The sequence below is a fragment of the Streptomyces sp. NPDC104202 genome (assembly GCF_055584185.1).
Genome location: NZ_JBVJMN010000011.1, coordinates 133,810 through 152,930, shown reverse-complemented (window position 1 = coordinate 152,930; position 19,121 = coordinate 133,810). Strand labels below are relative to the sequence as shown.

General features: G+C 73.1%; 17 protein-coding genes and 1 tRNA gene. 13 read left to right on the top strand and 5 right to left on the bottom strand.

Going from position 1 to position 19,121, the window contains the following annotated elements; all coding sequences use genetic code 11:
• The first annotated feature begins 114 nt into the window (after nt 1-114).
• On the top strand, nt 115-297 hold the full coding sequence (locus ACZ60W_RS10970) for a hypothetical protein (protein WP_469755027.1): 183 nt from the start codon (nt 115-117) through the stop codon (nt 295-297).
• A 30-nt stretch (nt 298-327) separates the two neighbouring features.
• Nucleotides 328-999, top strand: a complete 672-nt coding sequence (locus ACZ60W_RS10965) for a class I SAM-dependent methyltransferase (protein ID WP_469755026.1) — start codon at nt 328-330, stop codon at nt 997-999.
• Here the strand turns inward: ACZ60W_RS10965 and ACZ60W_RS10960 are convergent.
• Together ACZ60W_RS10960 and ACZ60W_RS10955 are read right to left on the bottom strand one after the other, a co-directional pair.
• Nucleotides 996-2,423 (bottom strand): ABC1 kinase family protein, encoded by a 1,428-nt coding sequence (locus ACZ60W_RS10960; RefSeq protein ID WP_469755025.1) that lies wholly within the window; start codon nt 2,421-2,423, stop codon nt 996-998. The two genes, ACZ60W_RS10965 and ACZ60W_RS10960, sit on opposite strands and share 4 nt — an antisense overlap.
• Nucleotides 2,424-2,464: 41 nt before the next feature.
• Nucleotides 2,465-3,628, bottom strand: a complete 1,164-nt coding sequence (locus ACZ60W_RS10955; RefSeq protein WP_469755024.1) for a TOMM precursor leader peptide-binding protein — start codon at nt 3,626-3,628, stop codon at nt 2,465-2,467.
• A 210-nt stretch (nt 3,629-3,838) separates the two neighbouring features.
• Here ACZ60W_RS10955 and ACZ60W_RS10950 point away from each other — a divergent pair, with 210 nt between their 5' ends.
• The 4 genes from ACZ60W_RS10950 (at nt 3,839) to ACZ60W_RS10935 (ending at nt 7,666) form a co-directional block, all read left to right on the top strand.
• Nucleotides 3,839-4,414, top strand: coding sequence for a M48 metallopeptidase family protein (locus ACZ60W_RS10950; protein ID WP_469755023.1), 576 nt, complete (start codon nt 3,839-3,841; stop codon nt 4,412-4,414).
• A gap of 132 nt (nt 4,415-4,546) precedes the next feature.
• Complete coding sequence (locus ACZ60W_RS10945) at nt 4,547-6,196, top strand: TerD family protein (protein WP_469755022.1); 1,650 nt, start codon at nt 4,547-4,549, stop codon at nt 6,194-6,196.
• Nucleotides 6,197-6,210: 14 nt separating this feature from the next.
• Nucleotides 6,211-6,891, top strand: a complete 681-nt coding sequence (locus tag ACZ60W_RS10940; RefSeq protein ID WP_469755021.1) for an AIM24 family protein — start codon at nt 6,211-6,213, stop codon at nt 6,889-6,891.
• A gap of 19 nt (nt 6,892-6,910) precedes the next feature.
• Nucleotides 6,911-7,666 carry an AIM24 family protein gene (locus ACZ60W_RS10935; protein ID WP_469755020.1) on the top strand — a complete coding sequence of 252 codons (756 nt, stop codon included), beginning with the start codon at nt 6,911-6,913 and terminating at the stop codon, nt 7,664-7,666.
• A 62-nt stretch (nt 7,667-7,728) separates the two neighbouring features.
• Here ACZ60W_RS10935 and ACZ60W_RS10930 read toward each other — a convergent pair whose 3' ends face one another.
• Both ACZ60W_RS10930 and ACZ60W_RS10925 read right to left on the bottom strand, forming a co-directional pair.
• Nucleotides 7,729-8,256 carry an NUDIX hydrolase gene (locus ACZ60W_RS10930; RefSeq protein WP_469755019.1) on the bottom strand — a complete coding sequence of 176 codons (528 nt, stop codon included), beginning with the start codon at nt 8,254-8,256 and terminating at the stop codon, nt 7,729-7,731.
• Nucleotides 8,253-9,683 (bottom strand): zinc-dependent metalloprotease, encoded by a 1,431-nt coding sequence (locus ACZ60W_RS10925; RefSeq protein WP_469755018.1) that lies wholly within the window; start codon nt 9,681-9,683, stop codon nt 8,253-8,255. Before ACZ60W_RS10925 ends, ACZ60W_RS10930 begins: the two co-directional genes overlap by 4 nt.
• A 212-nt stretch (nt 9,684-9,895) precedes the next feature.
• Here ACZ60W_RS10925 and ACZ60W_RS10920 point away from each other — a divergent pair, with 212 nt between their 5' ends.
• The 4 genes from ACZ60W_RS10920 to ACZ60W_RS10905 all read left to right on the top strand — a co-directional run bounded on the left by ACZ60W_RS10920 (nt 9,896) and on the right by ACZ60W_RS10905 (nt 13,163).
• Nucleotides 9,896-11,005, top strand: a complete 1,110-nt coding sequence (locus tag ACZ60W_RS10920) for an SDR family oxidoreductase (protein ID WP_469755017.1) — start codon at nt 9,896-9,898, stop codon at nt 11,003-11,005.
• 78 nt (nt 11,006-11,083) lie between these two features.
• Nucleotides 11,084-11,545 carry a molybdenum cofactor biosynthesis protein MoaE gene (locus tag ACZ60W_RS10915; protein ID WP_469755016.1) on the top strand — a complete coding sequence of 154 codons (462 nt, stop codon included), beginning with the start codon at nt 11,084-11,086 and terminating at the stop codon, nt 11,543-11,545.
• Nucleotides 11,546-11,873: 328 nt separating this feature from the next.
• Entirely contained in the window at nt 11,874-12,008 is a 135-nt protein-coding gene (locus tag ACZ60W_RS10910) for a hypothetical protein (protein ID WP_469755034.1), read from the top strand.
• A gap of 66 nt (nt 12,009-12,074) precedes the next feature.
• Nucleotides 12,075-13,163 (top strand): YlbL family protein, encoded by a 1,089-nt coding sequence (locus ACZ60W_RS10905; protein ID WP_469755015.1) that lies wholly within the window; start codon nt 12,075-12,077, stop codon nt 13,161-13,163.
• Nucleotides 13,164-13,231: 68 nt separating this feature from the next.
• Here ACZ60W_RS10905 and ACZ60W_RS10900 read toward each other — a convergent pair whose 3' ends face one another.
• The gene (locus ACZ60W_RS10900; RefSeq protein WP_469755014.1) at nt 13,232-13,783 is read right to left on the bottom strand and encodes a PPA1309 family protein; all 552 of its coding nucleotides are present in this window, start codon (nt 13,781-13,783) and stop codon (nt 13,232-13,234) included.
• Between the two features lie 135 nt (nt 13,784-13,918).
• Here ACZ60W_RS10900 and ACZ60W_RS10895 point away from each other — a divergent pair, with 135 nt between their 5' ends.
• The 3 genes from ACZ60W_RS10895 to ACZ60W_RS10885 all read left to right on the top strand — a co-directional run bounded on the left by ACZ60W_RS10895 (nt 13,919) and on the right by ACZ60W_RS10885 (nt 19,107).
• The gene (locus ACZ60W_RS10895; protein WP_469755033.1) at nt 13,919-16,822 is read left to right on the top strand and encodes a UPF0182 family membrane protein; all 2,904 of its coding nucleotides are present in this window, start codon (nt 13,919-13,921) and stop codon (nt 16,820-16,822) included.
• A gap of 44 nt (nt 16,823-16,866) precedes the next feature.
• Nucleotides 16,867-16,940, top strand: a tRNA-Met gene (locus tag ACZ60W_RS10890).
• A 205-nt stretch (nt 16,941-17,145) separates the two neighbouring features.
• Nucleotides 17,146-19,107: a tetratricopeptide repeat protein gene (locus ACZ60W_RS10885; protein WP_469755013.1), complete on the top strand. Its 1,962-nt coding sequence runs from the start codon at nt 17,146-17,148 to the stop codon at nt 19,105-19,107.
• Nucleotides 19,108-19,121 lie beyond the last annotated feature (14 nt).

Sequence of the window (19,121 nt, the reverse complement as noted above, 5' to 3'; positions counted from 1 at the left end):
AACAGCCCCCCCCCCCCCCCCCCTCCCCCCCCCCCCCTCCCCCCCCCACCCCCCCCCCCCCCCCCCGGTGCGTTGTCCGGGCGGCGGTGCCCCGCCGGGGCTATCGTCACCAGGGTGAACGACGCCCGTACCCCCGAGGAGCGCCTCGCCTGTGCGCGCTGTGGCAAGACCGCCGACACCCTGCCGCTGACCTGGACCTGTTCGGTGGAGAACGGCCGGCGGACGTACTTCTGCGAGGAGTGCGCCCGGGACAACATCCGCGCCATCGAGGGCCGTCTCGACTCCTCCTGGTGGTGACCCGCGCGGCCCGTGTGGTCCACTCGCGGGATGGCCACCCTGACGGACGGCGTCCTGCGCGCACTCGAACGCCTCAACGCCGCCCACCCGTGGGACCACAACGCCCACTACCACCGGTGGATCCTGCGGCAGCTGCCCGCCCGCCCCGAGCGGGCCCTCGACGTCGGCTGCGGAACGGGTGACCTGGCCCGGCTCCTCGCCCGCCGCGCCCGCACCGTGCGGGCCGTCGATGCCGACCCCGCGATCGTCGCCCGTGCCCGCGAGCTGACCGACCCGGCCTCCCCGGTGACCTTCGCCGTCGAGGACGCCCTCGCCGACAGCGGGGACGACGGCGCCTACGCGGCGGTCACCTGCGTCGCGACCCTCCACCACCTGCCGCTCGTCCCCGCCCTGGAGCGGCTCCGGGACCGGTCGGCCCCCGGCGGCACCCTGGTCGTCCTGGGCCTCGCCCGCCCCGCCACCGCCGCCGACCACCTCCTCGGCCTTCTCTCGGTCCCGCTGAACGCGGCCACCGGAGTGTTCCGGAGCCGGGGCCGTCCGGCGCCCCGGCCACTCGCGATGACCGCCGCGACCCGGGAGGCCGAGGAGAGCCTCGCCGAGATCACCCTCGCCGCCCGGCGGGTCCTCCCCGGCGCCCGGCTGCGCCGCCGCCTCTTCTGGCGGTACAGCCTCGTCTGGCACAAGCCGGCCGACTCCGCCTAGGACGGCTCGGGGCCGGCTTCGGGGCCGAGGCTGGGGTCGGGGGCGGGGCCGGCGTCTGCTTCGCGATCGGGTTCGGGGCCGGCCTCGGGTTCGCCGAAGCCGGGCAGCCACTCCTCCAGTTCCTCGCGCAGCCGGACGGTCGCGTGGAGCTGGCAGAGCACACCGATGGTGCTGAGCGTCACCCGGTGTATCAGCAGGTAGGAGGGGGGCAGGTTCAGCTGCTTGCCCAACTGGTGGGCGGGGGAGCGGGGGTCGGCGATCCGGGCCGCCTGCGCGCGCATCCAGCCCCGGCTGAACCGGAAGGACTCCACCTCGGCCGGTTCGATGATCGGCAGCAGGTACTCCAGGACCGCGTCCGGGTCGAGGACCACGGACTCCTTGACGAAGCCCTCCCCGCGCAACAGCCGGTAGACCGTCTCGGCGTCGCCGGCGAGCGTCGTCCGCAGACAGGTGCCGATCGTCTCCGGCAGCCCTCCCGGCAGCCGGTCCACGGTGCCGAAGTCGAGGACCCCGAGCCGCCAGCTCTCCGGCCCGCCGTCCTCGTCGGCGCCGGGCAGCAGCCGGAAGTTCCCCGGGTGCGGGTCGGCGTGCAGCAGGCCGGTGCGGGCGGGGCCGGAGAAGAGGAAGCGGGCCAGCAGCTGGCCCGCCCGGTCCCGCTGGGCCTCCGTGCCGTCCGCGATCACCTCCGCCAGCGGGACGCCGTCCATCCACTCGGTGACGAGGACCTGCTCCGCCCGGTGCACCACCGCCGGCACCACGACGCCCGGATCGTCCGCGAACTCCTCCGCGTGCCTCTGCTGGGCCTCCGCCTCCAGGCCGTAGTCCAGCTCCTCGGCGACCCGGTCCCGCATCTCGCTGATCAGCGGCTTGATGTCCATCCCAGGGATCAGCGGACCGAGGAGCCGGGCGAAGCGGCTCAGCTGCGCCAGGTCGGAGAGCAGGGCCTCCCCGGCCCCCGGGTACTGGACCTTCACCGCGACCTCGCGGCCGTCGTGCCAGACGGCCCGGTGCACCTGGCCGATCGAGGCGGCCGCCGCCGGCTTGTCCTCGAACTCCAGGAACAGCTCGCGCCACTCGGCGCCGAGCCGCTCCTCCAGGACGGTGTGCACCGTGCGGGTCGGCATCGGCGGCGCCGCGTCCTGGAGCTTGGTCAGCGCCGCCCGGTACGGTCCGGCGACCTCCTCGGGGAGGGCCGACTCGAAGACGGACAGCGCCTGCCCGAACTTCATCGCCCCGCCCTTCAGCTCGCCGAGCACCTTGAACAGCTGCTCGGCCGTGCGCTGCTGGAGCTCGCGGGCGACGAGCTCCGCCGATCTCCCGCCGATCCGCTTGCCCAGACCCCAGGTGGCCCGGCCCGCGAAGCCCAAGGGCAACGCGGCCAACTTGGCGGTCCGGGTGACCGCCTTCCGGGGAAGATCAGACATACGCCCCTCCAAAACCCAGACTGCCGTGCCGCGCAGGGCCGTTACCCCGCCATTGTGTCGTGCGTCCCCGCGCCCGCCGAGGCGCGCTCCCCCTCCGCTCCTCCCGCCGCCCCGCAGGGGCAGGCCGGATGGGGTTCCAGCCGCTCCGCCCGCCACTCCAGCGACGGCGCGGACACCTCCCAGCGGGTGTCCGTGCTCGCGGGGAGACCGCCGTCAAGGAAGGCCAGGGCGTGCGCCGCGGCCAGCCCCGCCACCGCTGTCGCCAGGCCCAGGTCGCAGGCGGGCAGCGCGTGCGGGGCGCCGGAGCGCCACTGGGCGAGCAGCCGGGGCCAGACCGGCTCCCGGTCGGTCCGCCCCTCCTGGAGACACCGTGCGCAGGCCGTGCCGCCCGGCAGCACGAGCGGCCCCACGACCCCCGTCGCCTCCAGGACCCCCGCGTACAGATGGGGGGTGCCGGTGGCGATCCACGGTTCGGCCGGCAGGGGATCGGGGACGTACGCCCCCAGCCCGTCCCGCGGGGTCACCACCACGAGTGAAAGGCCACCGCTCCGGCCCCCGTCACCCCCGACACCGCCCCGCGCCCCCGGCGGAGCGGTGCGGGCCGCGGGCCGCGTCCAGCGCCCGACCAGACGGCGGGCGGCCGTCGCGCGGCGCTCGCCCACGGCCTCGGCGGGCAGGCCGCCGGGGGCCGTCTCCCAGGGCTCGACGCGGCCGGAGTCCAGCACCTCGACCCCACCCACGCCGGCCGCGGCGAGCAGGGCCGCCACCGTCGCCCCCACCCGCCCGGCGCCCCGGACCTGGACCCGGTGCGCGCGCCGGGCCGCGAGGGCCCGGGCCGCCTGCCCGGGCCCGGGGTGGACCACCGACAGGGCGGCCAGGTCGGCGCGGAGCGGGTCGAGGGCATGGTCCACCGCGCCCGCGGCGGGGCCCGCCCGGCCGGGCCGCCCGGTGCCGGCGTCCGCGAGGAGCCCGGCCGCCTCCAGCCGGCCGAGGAGCGCCTCCAGGTGCCCGTCGGGCAGGCCGAGCGCCCGGGCCTCGGTCCGCAGCCGCTCGGTCCCGCGGGTGCCGTCGAGCAGTCCGAGCACCGCCCCCGAGTCCGCGCCGACGGGACCGAGGACCACCGCGTGGGCGGGGGTGACCCCGAACTGCACGCTCTGCAGGGTCCGCCAGGCCCGCCGCAGCGCCGGTTTCACCATCGGATGCATTTCCGCCCCCGCCCCTGATCCCATTTCATGATCGACAACGGCGCTTTCGCCGTCCCGAGGCGAGAATGCCCCGCCGCCGTGACGGTCGCCGAAAGTTGTCCACAGGCCGGGGGATTAGTCATTCGAATGGGACGCCAAGGTGTCGGAACTCTCCCCGAAACCACTCCGGGGGCGGGACTTACAGCGCCCCCAGCGGGTAACGTCGGGGCCGTGCCCGGCGACCCACAGCGCAGCGTGACCACCCACCAGCCCCGCGGTGCGGGGACGAGCGCGGTCGAGGTGCGCAGAAGCGCCCGGCGGAGCAGGACCGTGTCGGCGTACCGCGAGGGCGACCGGACGATCGTGCTCATCCCGGCCCGGATGTCGGAGGCCGAGGAGCGGCGCTGGGTCGGCGTGATGCTGGACAAGCTGGCCGCCCAGGAGAGCCGCGGCGTCCTCGGCGACCAGGAGCTGACCGAGCGCGCCCTGCACCTCTCGGAGCAGTACTTCGGCGGCCGGGCCCGGCCGCGCTCCGTCCGCTGGGTCACGAACCAGAACACCCGCTGGGGCTCCTGCACCCCCTCGGAGGGCAGCATCCGGCTCTCCCACCGCCTCCAGGGCATGCCCGAGTACGTCGTCGACTACGTCCTGCTGCACGAGCTGGCCCATCTCCTCGTCCCCGGCCACGGCCCGGACTTCTGGCGGCTCCTGGAGTCCTACCCCCGCACCGAGCGGGCGCGCGGCTATCTGGAGGGCGTCGCCGCGGCCGGGCGGCTGCCGCACCTCCCCGCCGCACGCGAGGAGTGACGACGGCGGTACGCACGTGTGAGCGTGTTTCCCGATTCCGTACCGAAAACGACCCGCCCTGTCTCAATGTCGTGGTCAGCCGTTAGCCTGGCGCGAGCATTCGCCATTCGGGATGGGGGACGGTCGTTACGCATGGCCAGGGAATTCCAACGCGGCCACAAGGCCAAGATCAGTGATCTGACCGCGGGGACCGATCTGTACGTCGGTGTGCAGATCGCGGCACCCGGACTCACCTTCGACATCAGCTGCTTCGGCCTGGACGCCGACGAGCGGCTCTCGGACGACCGCTACTTCGTCTTCTTCAACCAGCCGAAGACGCCCGAGGAGTCCGTCCAGCTGCTCGGGGCGCAGTCCGGTGACACCGAGTCCTTCCGCGTCACGCTCGACCGCATCCCCGCGCACATCCACAAGCTGTCGTTCACCGCGACGATCGACGGCGCCGGCCAGATGTCCCAGGTCGGCCCCGGCCACCTGCGGATCGTCGCCGGCGGCGAGGAGGTCGCCCGGTACGCGTTCACCGGCGCGGAGTTCTCCACCGAGCGCGCGGTGATGCTCGGCGACTTCTACCTCAAGGACGTCTGGCGGTTCGCCGCCGTCGGCCAGGGCTTCGACGGCGGCCTGGACGCGCTGCTGCGGAACTTCGGCGGCGAGGTCGCCGAGGAGGAGCCCGCGGCCCAGCAGCCCCAGGGCGCCGCCCCCGGGTTCGCCCCGCCGCCGCAGTCCGCGGCGCCGCCGGCGTTCGGCGCGCCCGCGCAGGCACCGGCCCCCGCACCCGCCTTCGGTGCGCCGCAGGCGCCCGTGCCGCCCGCCCCCGGGCAGCCGGTCCACACGGCGCCGACGATGGTCGCGCCGCTGGCGCCGTCCCCCGTCCCGCCGCCCGCGCCGGCCCCCGCCCCCTACGGGCAGCCGCAGCAGCCGCAGTACGGGCAGCCGCCGCAGTACGGCCAGGTCCCGGGACAGGCCCCCGGCCCGTACCCCGGCCAGGGCCAGCCCCCGCAGACGCCTCCCTACGGCCAGCCCGCCCCCGCCCCGTACGGGCAGCAGCCCCCGGGGTACGGCCAGCAGCCTCCCGGCTACGGCCAGCAGCCCGCAGGCGTCCCCCAGGGCGTCCCGGCGACGGGTGCCGGGCTCGCCTCGGCGCTCGCGCCGTACAAGGAGACCGCCACCGGCGCCCGCTGGGCGCCGCAGAACCAGCAGCTCATGCGGGTCGACCTCGCCATGGGCGGCGTGCCCGTCCTCGCCCGCCAGGGCTCCATGGTCATGTACCAGGGCAAGGTCGACTTCGGTTACAAGGGCGCGGGCTTCGCCGGCCGCATCGTCGGCAACGCCACCGGCCAGGAGATGCAGCTGATGCGCTGCACCGGCCGCGGCCAGGTCTTCCTCGCCGAGGAGGGTGCCCACCTGCACCCGATCGAGCTCCAGGGCGACGGCATCTGCGTCTCCGCGGAGAACGTGCTCGCGTTCGACGAGTCCCTCCAGTACGAGGTCCGTCGCATCGAGGGCCACGGCATCCCCGGCGGCGCCCTGTTCACCATGCAGTTCCAGGGCACCGGAACGGTCGTCGTGAAGACCCACGGCGTCCCCGTCGTGCTGCCCGTCACGCCGACCACCTTCGCCGACTGCCAGGCCGTCGTCGCCTGGTCGTCCGCGTCCCAGGTCATCCTCTCCAGCCAGGTGCGGCTCCGCCGCAACGCCTACCCCGGCCACAGCGGGGAGACCGTCAACCTGCAGTTCCGGGGCGCCCCCGGCAACTTCATCGTCGTCCAGCCCTACGAGGTCTGAGGGAGCCCGAAGTCATGAACCAGCAACTCGCGGGCTACGCCCCGACCCCCGTCGCGGCCCGGATGGAGAACCACGGCCGCACCATGCTGCGGGTCGCCATGGCCTCCGGCCAGGACCTGTACGCCCGGACCGGCTCGATGGTCGCCTACGAGGGCTTCATCACCTACGAGCCCAACCCGCCCGCCGTCCGCCAGGTCGCCCAGCAGTGGGCCACCGGCGAGGGCGCGCCGATCATGAAGTGCTCCGGCGACGGACTGCTCTACCTCGCCGACTACGGCGCCGACGTGGTCGTGATCAACCTGCAGAACGACGCGATCTCCGTCAACGGCACCAACCTGCTCGCCTTCGACGCCCACCTCCAGTGGGGCGTCGAGCGGGTCAAGGGGCTCGCCAAGTTCGCCGGCCAGGGCCTGTTCAACGTGGAGATCGCCGGCACCGGCTGGGTCGCGCTCACCTCGCGCGGCACGCCGATCGTCGTCGACTGCGGCCGCGGCGAGGACGAGACCTACGTCGACCCCGACGCGCTCGTCGCCTGGTCGCCGACGCTCAAGGTCAAGGGCAAGCGCAGCTTCAAGGCGTCCTCCCTCATCGGGCGGGGCAGCGGCGAGGCATTCCAGATGGCCTTCTCGGGCCAGGGCATCGTCGTCGTACAGCCGAGCGAGGACAGCACCGACCGCCTGCGGGTCCGGGGCTGAGGGGGAGCGAGAACACACCATGCAGAGCCCGCTTTTCAACCACGCCGAGCAGCAGAGCCAGGAGCGGTACGTCGTCCAGAACCCGCAGCTGCTGCGGGTCAGCCTCACCGGCCAGGACGACGTCCTCGCCCGCAAGGGCGCCATGGTCGCGTACCAGGGACTCGTCGACTTCGACGGCGAGTACAAGACCCCGAGCCAGCGGCGGGCCCAGGCCCGCACCGGCGAGGGCCTCGACCTGATGCGCTGCTCCGGCCAGGGCACGGTCTACTTCGCCAACCTCGCCCAGTACGTCCACATCGTCGAGGTCGAGCAGGAGGGCCTCACCGTGGACAGCTCCTACGTCCTGGCGCTCGACTCGACCCTCCACACCGAGGTCATCGCCGTCGACAGCCAGTACGGCGTCTCCGGCACCGGCAAGTACCAGCTCAACATCTCCGGCCGCGGCAAGGTCGCCCTGATGACCTCCGGCCAGCCGCTGATGATGCAGGTCACGCCCGAGAAGTACGTCAGCGTCGACGCGGACGCGATCGTCGCCTGGTCCACCGGGCTGCGCGTCCAGATGCAGGCGCAGACGACCAGCTCCAGCGTCCGCCGCCGGCGCGGGAGCACCGGCGAGGGCTGGGAGCTCAGCTTCCTCGGCCAGGGCTTCGCGCTGGTCCAGCCCAGCGAGGTCATGCCCCCGCAGCACGCCGCCATCGGCCAGGGCATCGCCGCCCAGTTCGGTGCCGGACAGCACGGCGCCCACGCCCAGAACCAGAACAACGCCTGGAACTGAGCGGACGGGCACAGGGGGAGGGGGCGGCCGCCGCGGCGACCGCCCCCTCCCGCGTTCCCCGCCTACGCCGACCGCGCCAGCACGGCGTCCAGCAGCGCGACCACCGACGTGTCGGCGACCCCCGCGACCTCGTCGTACGCGAACCAGCGCAGGTCCAGCGACTCGTCGCTGATCTCCGCCACCGCGTCCGCCGGCGCCAGCGCCGCGTACTGCACGTCCAGGTGCCAGTGGCAGGGCGCCGGGATCGCGTGCCGGTCCAGCCGCACCGGACCGCCCGGCAGCAGGGTGAGACCCGAGGCGATGCCGGACTCCTCCGCCGCCTCGCGCAGCGCGGCCTCCTCCAGCGTCGCGTCGCCCTCCTCGCAGTGACCGCCCATCTGCAGCCACATGCCCAGCTTCTTGTGCAGGGTCAGCAGCACCCGCCCCCGCGAGGGGTCGATCACCAGCGCGCTGGACGTCAGGTGCCCCGCCCCGCACGGCTTGTACATGCCGTCGGGGTGCCGCTCCAGGTGGTCCAGATAGACGTCACGCAGCTCGGGCTGGTCCTCGTACCCCTTCAGGACGAGGACCGCGTCGTCGTACAGGCTCACTTGTCGGCGTCCCCGTCCTCGGTGCCGTCACCCTTGGCCGCCTCGCCGAGCATCTTGTCGAGCTCGGAGAAGTCGAGGTGCTCGCGGTGCACGAAGCCGTCCGGGTCGTCCAGATCGGTCGCCGTCGGCAGCATGTCCGGGTGCTCCCACAGGCCGTCCCGGCCGTCGACCCCGCGCGCGTCGGTCAGCGAGGCCCACAGGCGCGCCGCGTCCCGCAGGCGCCGCGGCCGCAGCTCCAGACCGATCAGCGTCGCGAAGGTCTGCTCGGCGGGACCGCCCGAGGCCCGGCGCCGGCGCAGCGTCTCGCGCAGCGCGTCCGCCGAGGTCAGACGGGACTTCGCGGCCTCGTGGACCACCGCGTCCACCCAGCCCTCGACCAGCGCGAGCGCGGTCTCCAGACGGGCCAGCGCCGCCTTCTGCTCCGGGGTGTCCTCCGGCTGGAACATGCCCTGCTGGAGGGCCTCCTGCAGCTGCTCCGGGTGGGTCGGGTCGAGCTGGCCGACCGCCTCCTCCAGCTTCGAGGTGTCGACCTTGATCCCGCGCGCGTACCCCTCGACGGCACCGAACAGGTGCGCCCGCAGCCACGGCACGTGCGCGAAGAGACGCTGGTGGGCGGCTTCGCGCAGGGCCAGGTACAGCCGCACCTCGTCCGAGGGCACGCCCAGGTCCTTGCCGAAGGCCTCGATGTTCAGCGGCAGCAGCGCCGCGCGCCCCGCCGGGCCGAGCGGCAGACCGACGTCGGTCGAACCGACGACCTCGCCGGCGAGCGCGCCGACGGCCTGACCGATCTGCTGGCCGAACATGGCGCCGCCCATCGAGCGCATCATGCCGATCAGCGGACCCGCCATGGCCTGCATCTCCTGCGGCAGGACGTCGCCCATCGCCGAGCCGACCCGCTCGGCGACCGGGTCCACCAGCTGCTGCCACGCGGGCAGGGTCGCCTCGACCCACTCCGCGCGGCTCCACGCCACCGCCGTACCGGCGCCGGAGGGCAGCGAGGTGACCTGGTCGAGCCAGAGGTCGGCGAGGCGCAGGGCCTCCTGGACCGCGGACTTCTCGGCCGGACCCACGCTGGCGTCCTTGGTGCCGTCGGCCGTGCCCTGCGCGACCACCTGGCGCGCGATCTGCTTGGCCATGTCCCAGTTCACGGGACCGCCCTCGTAGCTCAGCATCTGCCCGAGCTGCTGGAAGGCCGCCCCCAGGTCGTTGGGGTTCAGCGAGCCGAACATCGCGGCGAACGGGTTGTCCGCCCCGCCCGGGCCGCCCATGCCCGGCAGGCCGCCGAAGCCGAACGGGTTCGCCCCGAACGGGTTGCCGCCCTGGCCGCCGGACCCCTGCCCACCTCCGGCGGGGTCCTTCTTCTTGCCCTCGTCGCCGTTCTCCGGCTCCTCCGGCGGAAGGCCGAATCCGAATGGGGTGTCACTCACAGGTTTCCTCGGCTCGTAGGGCCGCCGGCCTCCTGCCGACGGCGACTGCCCGACCAGGCCTGTCAGACAGACCCGCACACCACCAGCGTAGACATCCGGGCCGGAAATGGGCTCGGTGCTCCGCCGGGCCGTGCCCTGCGGCAGGATGGACGCCACCTGGTCCGTACGCGTCATGCGGCGTACGTACTGAAGACAACCGCTGGAGACGCCCGGTGAGTTCCCCAGATCCTCAGGTTCGCGGAGCGCGAAACCCCTCAACCCGGTCCGCCGCGCGCGGCCCCGTCGTCGCGGTCACCGGTGCCGCGGCCGGCGTCGGAGAGCTGCTGACCAGGCGTCTCGCCGCCTCCGACGAGGTCAGGCGCGTCGTCGCGATCGACGAGCGCCGGGGCGAGGTCGCCGAGGCGCAGTGGCACATCCTCGACGTGCGCGATCCGGCCATCGCCGAGAAGCTGCGCGGCGCCGACGTCGTCGTGCACCTCGCCGTCGACCTCGACCTGGAGACCGATCCCGCCGCCCGGACGGCCTACAACGTGCGCGGCACGCAGACGGTGCTGACCGCGGCCGCCGCCGCCGGGGTCCGCCGGGTGGTGCTGTGCACCTCCGCGATGGTCTACGGCGCGCTGCCCGACAACGACATCCCGCTCTCCGAGGACGCCGAGCTCAAGGCCACCGCCGAGGCCACCGGCGTCGGCGACATGCTGGAGATCGAGCGGCTCGGCCGCCGCGCGCCCCGCGCCCACCCCGGCCTCAACGTCACCGTCGTCCGCCCGGCCGTCCTCGTCGGCGGCACGGACACGGCGCTGACCCGCTACTTCGAGTCGCCCCGGCTGCTCGTCGTCGCCGGTTCCCGGCCGACCTGGCAGTTCTGCCACGTCGAGGACCTGGTGAGCGCCCTGGAGTACGCGGCACTGGAGAAGGTCGAGGGCGAGTTCGCCGTCGGCTGCGACGGCTGGCTGGAGCAGGAGGAGGTCGAGGAGCTCTCCGGCATCCGGCGCATGGAGCTTCCCTCCGCCGTCGCCCTCGGCGCCGCGGCCCGCCTCCACCGGATCGGCCTCACGCCGTCCCCGGCGGGGGACCTCGCCTACACGATGCACCCCTGGGTGGTGAGCGTCGGGCGGCTGCACGACGCCGGCTGGCGGCCGAAGTGGACCAACGAGGAGGTCCTCACCGCCCTCCTGGAGGAGGCCGAGGGCCGGCACACCCTGGCCGGCCGCCGGCTGGGCCGCAAGGACGCGACGGCGGCGGGCGCGGCGGGCGCGACGGTGGCCCTGCTGGGCACCGCGGCGCTGGTACGCCAGATGCGCAAGCGGCGCGGCTTGTAGGACCCTCCTAGGGAGGCTCTCGTCCACAGGTCGAAAGGTCTCTTACCGGATGTCCGCGCCGTGCGGCACCATGGCCTCATGGCGCAGACGCACGACCACCCCGGTGAGCAGGCAGCGGACGACCCGATCAAGCTGCTCGCGATCCGCGACACCCCGCTCTCCGTCGACGAGGTCTTCCGGGCCGTCGGCGACGACGCCTCCGGCGGCACCACGCTCTTCGTCGGCACCGTGCGCAACCACGACGGCGGCGCCGACGTCGACGCCCTGGGCTACTCCTGCCACCCCACCGCGGAGGCCGAGCTGCGCCGCGTCGCCGAGAAGGTCGTCGCGAACTACCCGGTGCGGGCCCTGGCCGCCGTGCACCGCGTCGGCGACCTGCGCGTCGGCGACGTCGCGGTCGTCGTCGCCGTCTCCTGCCCCCACCGCGGCGAGGCATTCGAGGCCTGCCGCAAGCTCATCGACGACCTCAAGCACGAGGTCCCCATCTGGAAGCACCAGACCTTCTCGGACGGCACGGAGGAGTGGGTCGGCGCTTGCTGAACCTCACCCGGAGTGTGGGGGGGCTCCCCGGCCGGAGGACGGGGGAGGGCAGGCGCCTTCCGAGCCCTCACCGGGAGGCCGGTGGCCTGCCGGGCTTCCGCTTGTGGGGCAAGGCGACGCGCCGACGGGGCGTAGCCGACCGCCCGATTTGCGTAACCGCCCCCCAGGCGCGAGCGTTGGTCTCACAGATGACACAGTCTGCTGATCAACTCACTGGGGATGGGAGGTCGGGATGGCAGCGCTGGCCTGGTTGCTGATTCCGCTTTTCGCAGTCGTCGGCGCGGCGATATGGGGAAGCTGGGCTTCGAGGAACAAGACGATAGGTGACGTGGCCGAACTCGCCGGTTACGCACGGTTCCGGGACGCGATGGAACGCGTCCACCCCACGACCCCCGATCCCGCCCCCGTCGAGCGGGAGCACGCCACCGCGACCGGCGGTGTCACCACCTCGCCCACGAGCTGACCCCCGGCGCCTCGTACGGACCCGCCCCAGGGGTGCACCCACAGGCGAGTCCCGTACTGTCGTTCCATGCCACGCCGCACCGCGACGATGCTCGCCTCCACCCTGGTCCTGATCTGCCTGCTCATCGCGGGCGTCCTGATCCCGGTGCCGTACGCGGAGATGAGCCCGGGTCCCACGGTCAACACCCTCGGCGAGGCCAGGGGAGAGCCCGTCCTGCACATCTCGGGGCGGAAGACCTATCCGACGGACGGCCACCTCAACATGACGACGGTCCGCGTCACCAGCGCGGACTACAAGATGAACGCCGTCGAGGCGGTCTACGGCTGGCTCGCCCACGACAACGTGGTGGTGCCGCACGACACCCTCTACCCGGACGGGAAGACGGAGGAGCAGTCGAGCCAGGAGAACGCCGAGGAGTTCAGCCAGTCCCAGGAGAGCGCCAAGGTCGCGGCCCTCGGGGAGCTGGGCATCCCGGTCGTCTCCCGGGTCGTCGTCGGCAGCGTGGTCAAGGGCTCGCCGTCCGAGGGCAAGCTGCACGCCGGTGACGTGATCAAGGCCGTCGACGGGGTGGCGATCAAGGAGCAGGCCGACGTCGCCCGGCAGGTGACGAAGCGCAAGCCGGGCCAGGACGTCACGTTCACGATCGTCCCCGCCAAGGAGGCCGCGGCCGCCGAGAAGGCGCGCCGGGAACCCACCGTCACCCGGAAGGTCGTCATCACGACCACCACCTCGGAGGAGGGGGACCGGGCCGTCGTCGGCATCCAGGCCGGCACCGACCACGTCTTCCCGTTCACGATCGACATCAACCTGGCCGACGTCGGCGGCCCGAGCGCCGGTCTGATGTTCGCCCTCGGCATCGTCGACAAGCTGACCCCGGAGAGCCTCACCGGCGGCCGGTTCATCGCGGGCACCGGCACGATCGACGACGACGGCAAGGTCGGCCCGATCGGCGGCATCGAGATGAAGCTGGTCGGCGCGCGGGACGCCGGTGCCCGGTACTTCCTCACCCCCGCCGACAACTGCGAGGCCGCGGCGTCGGACACCCCCGACGGCCTCACCCTGGTCAAGGTCGACACCATCCAGGACGCCACGAAGTCGCTGGAGAAGCTCCGCGCGGGCGACACGAAGACCCTTCCGCGCTGCTCCGCGGGATAGGGGCGCGCACACGCCGAAGGGGCGCCCGGTCCACTGGGACGGGCGCCCCTTCGGCGTGGGGGAGCGGGTCAGGACTCGAAGGTCGCCGCCAGTGCCTCGGCGAGGCCGGGCACCAGGTCGGGGCCGGTGAGGACCTCGGTCGGGCTGTCCTTCTCGCGCAGCCGGATCGCCGCCTCGCGGCCGCCGGCGCGCAGCACCGCCACGGTCATCCGGACCTCCTGGCGGTCGGGGTGGCCGGCCACCCACTTGGCGAGCTGCTTCTCGCTCAGGCCCTGCGGCACCTGGGCCTCGGCCGACGGGGGCAGCATGAGCCGCTCCACCGTGAGGGCGCAGCCGACGACGGCGTCGGGCCAGGCGATCGTGCCGAGGAAGTCGTCGAGCGGCTTCCCGCGCGGCAGCTTGTCCTGTTCGATGGGGGTGTAGGCGGTGGCGTCGTCGCCCAGGCCGAGCTGGGAGGCGAGCCGGGGCTCCTGGGCGCGCAGGCGCGCGGTGTCGACGAGGGCGAAGAGACGGGCCGGCTGGTCCCAGCCGAGCCCCGACGCGTAGTCGTCGATCTCGAGCACCGCGCGGGTGAGGGGGCTCGCGGCCATCGCCGGGCCTGAGGGGGAAACATTGGACATGACCGATATCCTGCCTCGTCTTCCCCGGAAGACGGGAACTAGGTAAAGCCTCAGTAAGTTGCATCAGTGGGCTCTACGATCGCGGGGCCTGCTTTCAGACGCATCAACATCGAGGGGCGCACGTTGGCTTTCCAGATGCCGGACCGCGGCGGGAGCCCGTCCGGGCCAAGGATGAGAGTCGGCCGGCCGTCCCGGCGGGCCCGTACCCTGCTCATGACGCTCGGCGTGCTGGCCGTCCTGGCCATGGCGTTCGTGATGTTCGCCGGGTTCTGGACGGACTGGCTCTGGTACCGCTCGGTCAACTACTCGTCCGTGTTCACGACCACGCTGTGGACCAAGATCGGCCTCTTCGCCGTCTTCGGTCTCCTGATGGGGCTCGCCGTCGGCCTGAACATCTGGCTGGCGTACCGGCTGCGGCCGCCGCTCAGCGCGATGTCGCTTGAGCAGCAGAGCCTCGACCGGTACCGGATGGGCCTGGCCCCGTTCAAGAAGTGGGTGCTGCTCGCGGTCACGGCCCTGGTGGCCCTGATCGCCGGCGCCTCCGCCTCCGGCCAGTGGCGCACCTGGCTGATGTGGATCAACGGGGTGAAGTTCGGCCAGAAGGACCCGCAGTTCGGGCTCGACGTGTCGTTCTACGCGTTCGACCTGCCCTGGTACCGCTTCCTCCTGGCCTTCGGCTTCGCCGCCGCGGTGCTGTCGCTGATCGCCGCCGCGCTCACCCACTACCTGTACGGCGGGCTGCGGATCACCAGCCCGGGCGCGCGTGCCACCGGCGCGGCCACCGGCCACCTCTCGGTGCTCCTCGGCCTCTTCGTCGCCCTCAAGGCCGTGGCGTACTGGCTGGACCGGTACGGCCTGGCCGTGAAGTCCAGTGACTTCAAGGCGACCGGCAACTGGACGGGTCTGCGGTACGTCGACGCCAACGCGTACCTGCCGGCGAAGACGATCCTGTTCTGCATCGCCGCGATCTGCGCCGTGCTCTTCTTCGCGACGCTCTGGCGCCGCACCTGGCAGCTGCCGATGATCGGCTTCGGCCTGATGGTCCTCTCCGCGATCCTGATCGGCGGCCTGTACCCGGCCATCGTGCAGAAGTTCCAGGTCCAGCCGAACGAGCAGGCCAAGGAAGCCGAGTACATCCAGAAGAACATCGACGCGACCCGCAAGGCGTACGCGATCGACGCGACCAAGCCCGAGAACTACTCGGGCAAGTCGACGGTCAAGGCCAAGGACCAGCTCCGCAAGGACGCCGACACGGCGGCCAGCTACCGCCTCCTCGACCCGAACATCGTGTCGCCGACGTTCCAGCAGCTGGAGCAGAAGCGGAAGTACTACCAGTTCCCGACCACCCTGGACGTGGACCGCTACCAGGGCAAGGACACCGTCGTCGGTCTCCGCGAGCTCAACATCAAGGGCATCCCGAAGCGGAACTGGATCAACGACCACTTCACGTACACCCACGGCTACGGCGCGATCCTGGCCTCGGGCACGCAGACCGACGCCAACGGCTCCCCGATCTTCACCGAGTCCGGACTGCCGACGACGGGCTCGCTCGGCACGTACCAGCAGCGGATCTACTACGGCGAGAAGACCGACCAGTACTCGATCGTGGGCGGCCCGCAGAAGGAGCTGGACTACGAGGAGAACGGCGAGAAGACCACCAGCTACAAGGAGAAGAGCGGCGTCAGCCTCTCCAGCACCTTCAACCGCGCCGCGTACGCGGTGGCCTTCAGCGAGCCGCAGATCCTCTACTCGGGCGCCATCGGCGAGGGTTCCCGGATCCTCTACAACCGCACGCCCAAGGAGCGCGTCGAGGCCGTCGCGCCGTGGCTGACCATCGACGGCGACGCCTACCCGGCGGTCGTCGACGGCCGGATCCAGTGGATCATCGACGCCTACACGACGACCAACGGCTACCCGTACGCCTCGCGCACCACGCTCGGCGACACCACGGCCGACTCGCTGACCGTCGGCAACCAGCAGCGCGCCGTCGTCGCCCAGCAGAACCAGGTCAATTACATCCGCAACTCCGTGAAGGCCACCGTCGACGCCTACGACGGCACGGTGACCCTCTACGAGTGGGACACGCAGGACCCGGTCCTCAAGACCTGGATGAAGGCCTTCCCCGACACGGTGCAGCCGAAGTCCGCGATCAAGGCCGACCTGATGGCGCACCTGCGCTACCCGCAGGACATGTTCAAGGTCCAGCGCGAGCTGCTGACCCGCTACCACGTCACCGACCCCGCGCAGTTCTACAGCGGCTCGGACGCCTGGCAGGTGCCGGACGACCCGACCAACAAGGACGGCAACGCGGTCCCGCCGTACTACCTGAGCATGAAGATGCCGGGGGACACCTCCCAGCGCTTCTCGCTGACGACGACGTTCACGCCGAACGGGCGGCCCAACCTGGGCGGCTTCATGGCGGTCGACGCCGACGCCACCAGCAAGGAGTACGGCCGGCTGAGACTGCTGCGGGTCACCGAGGACGTGCCGGGCCCGGCCCAGGTGCAGAGCAAGCTCAACGGTCTGCCCTCCGTGGCCACCTTCGTCCGGGACATGAAGGGCGCCGACTCCGACATCCAGTACGGCAACCTGCTGACCGTGCCGCTCGACGGCGGGTTCCTGTACGTCGAGCCGGTCTACGCCCAGGGCCGCAACGCGCTCTACCCGCTCCTGAAGAAGGTCGCGGTGTCGTACGTGGACGCGGACCAGCCGGACGGTGACACGACCAAGGACACCACCGTGTTCGAGGACAACCTCACCAAGGCGCTCAACGCGGTCTTCGGGGTGGAGGCGCCCACCACGCCGACGACCCCGCCGGGCACCACCCAGCCGCCCGGCACGACCCAGCCGCCGGCGACCGGGGACGCCGCGCTCCAGCAGGCCATCTCGGACGCCCAGAAGGCCTACGACGCCGGCGAGGCCGCCCTCCAGAAGGGTGACTGGACCGCGTACGGCAAGGCCCAGGAGGACCTGCAGGCGGCCCTGCAGCGGGCCGCCGAGGCCGGGGCGAAGCTGAAGCCGACCCCGTCGGGCGGCTGACCTGAGGGTTTCCCTCCCGCGTCGTGATACTGTTGGTTCACCGACGCGGGGTGGAGCAGCTCGGTAGCTCGCTGGGCTCATAACCCAGAGGTCGCAGGTTCAAATCCTGTCCCCGCTACTCAGAGCACGAGGGCCCGGATCCATAAGGATCCGGGCCCTCGTCGTGTGTCGGCGTTGCGCGGGGGCGGCGAAGAACGGTACGGAAGGGGCGAGTTGGCGTGAGGCGTGTTTGACTTGTCTCTCTGTGGGCATGTCGACAAAACGCTGAGTGACCTCACTGGCTGGGCTATACCAGGTGTGCTCGGGTTGCGGGTGGTGCGACGATGGTATTTATGGGGGACAGGGCAACTCTGTTGGAGACAGGGCGGTTTGTGCAGCGGCACGCCAGGATTGCCGCAGACGAGATCATCGAGGCCGCGGCGGCCGTCGATGCCGTCGTCGACACCACCGCCACGCGCGCCACCGGCGACGCCGACACCGAGAACGAGACCGAGACCGAGGCCCGGCACCGACGCGCCGCCGAGTGCGGCGACGTCGCCTCGATGAGCGCCCTCGGCGCCCTCCTGCTGCGCCGCGGCGACCTCGACGGCGCCGAGCCCTACCTGCGCGGCGCCACGGCCGAGGGGGACCGCGCCGCCGCCAACAACCTGGGCGTCCTGCTGCACCAGCGGGGATACGCCGAGGAGGCCGCCGGCTGGTGGCGGGTCGCCGCCGTCGCCGGCTCCGCGCCCGCGGCCCACGCGCTCGGCCGCCACCACCGCGAGCGCGGCGACGAGCCGGCCGCCGAGTACTGGCTGCGCCAGGCCGCCGAGCAGGGCCACGCCCTCGGCGCGTACGCCCTCGCCGACCTCCTGGAGCACCGCAGCGACGTCGGCGCCGAGCGCTGGCTGCGCGCCGCCGCCGAGCAGGGCCACCGCGAGGCCGCCTACCGCCTCGCCCTCGCCCTGGAGCGACGCGCCACCGAGACCGTCCGCGGCCCCCACGAGACCGGCACCCGGCTCCGGGTGCCCGCCGCCGTGGCCGCCGGCGGCCCGCCGGTGCCCGCGCCCGGCCTGACCACCGGCGATCCCGGGGGAGAGCCGACCGAGGCCGAGCAGTGGTTCCGCCAGGCCGCCGCGCGCGGACACCGGCGGGCCGCGCTGCACCTCGGCGCCATCCTGGAGCACCGCGGCGAGCTCAAGGAGGCCGGCCGCTGGTACCTCAGCTCCGCCAAGGAGGGCGAGGCCAAGGCCGCCTGCGCCCTCGGCTTCCTGCTCCGCGACGCCGGCGACGAGGAGAGCGCCGCCGTGTGGTGGCTGCGCGCCGCCCAGGACGGCGACGGCAACGCCGCCAACGCGCTGGGAGCCCTGCACGCGGCCCGCGGCGAGCAGCAGACCGCCGAGCGCTGGTACCGGGCCGCCATGGACGCCGGCGACGTCAACGGCGCCTACAACCTCGGGCTGCTCTGCGCCGCCCAGGACCGCATCCCGCAGGCCGAGCAGTGGTACCGCCGCGCCGCCTACGCGGGCCACCGCGAGGCCGCCAACGCGCTCGCCGTCCTGCTGCTCCAGGCCGGCGACGCCAACGGCGCCGAGCCCTGGTTCTCCAAGGCCGCCGAGGCCGGCAGCGTGGACGCCGCCTTCAACCTGGGCATCCTCCACGCGGGCCGCGACGACGACCGTACGGCCCTGGTCTGGTACGAGCGGGCCGCGGCCGCCGGGCACACCGAGGCGGCGCTCCAGGTCGGCATCGCCGCCCTCAGGGACGGCGACGAGCTGACCGCCGAGCGCCATCTGCGGTGCGCGGCCGGCGGCGGTAGCGCCGAGGCGGCCTTCCGGCTCGCCTCGGTCCTCGACGCGCGCCGCCCCGAGCCCGGCCCGGCCGTCCTCGGCGCGTCCCGCGAGGAGAAGAGCGAGTGCGAGGAGTGGTACGAGCGGGCCGCCCAGCAGGGGCACCGGCGCGCCCAGGTGCGGGTCGGGATGCTCGCCGCCGGGCGCGGCGACCTCGCCGAGGCGGACCGCTGGTACCGCGAGGCGGCCGAGGCGGGCAGCCGCAACGGCGCCTTCAACCTCGGCCTGCTCCTCGCCCGCGAGGGCAGCGAGCGCGAGGCCGCCCTCTGGTGGACCCGGGCCGCCCGCGCCGGCCACGGCCGCGCCGCGCTCCGGCTGGCGCTGCTCGCGGCGCGCCGGGGCGAGCTCACCGAGGGCCGTCACTGGTGCGCGCGGGCGGTGGAACTGGGCCCCGCCGAGGTCGCCGAGCGGGCGGCCCGCCTGAGCGAGGCGCTCCACCAGGAGCTCACCGCGTAGCGGGGCCGCGTCAA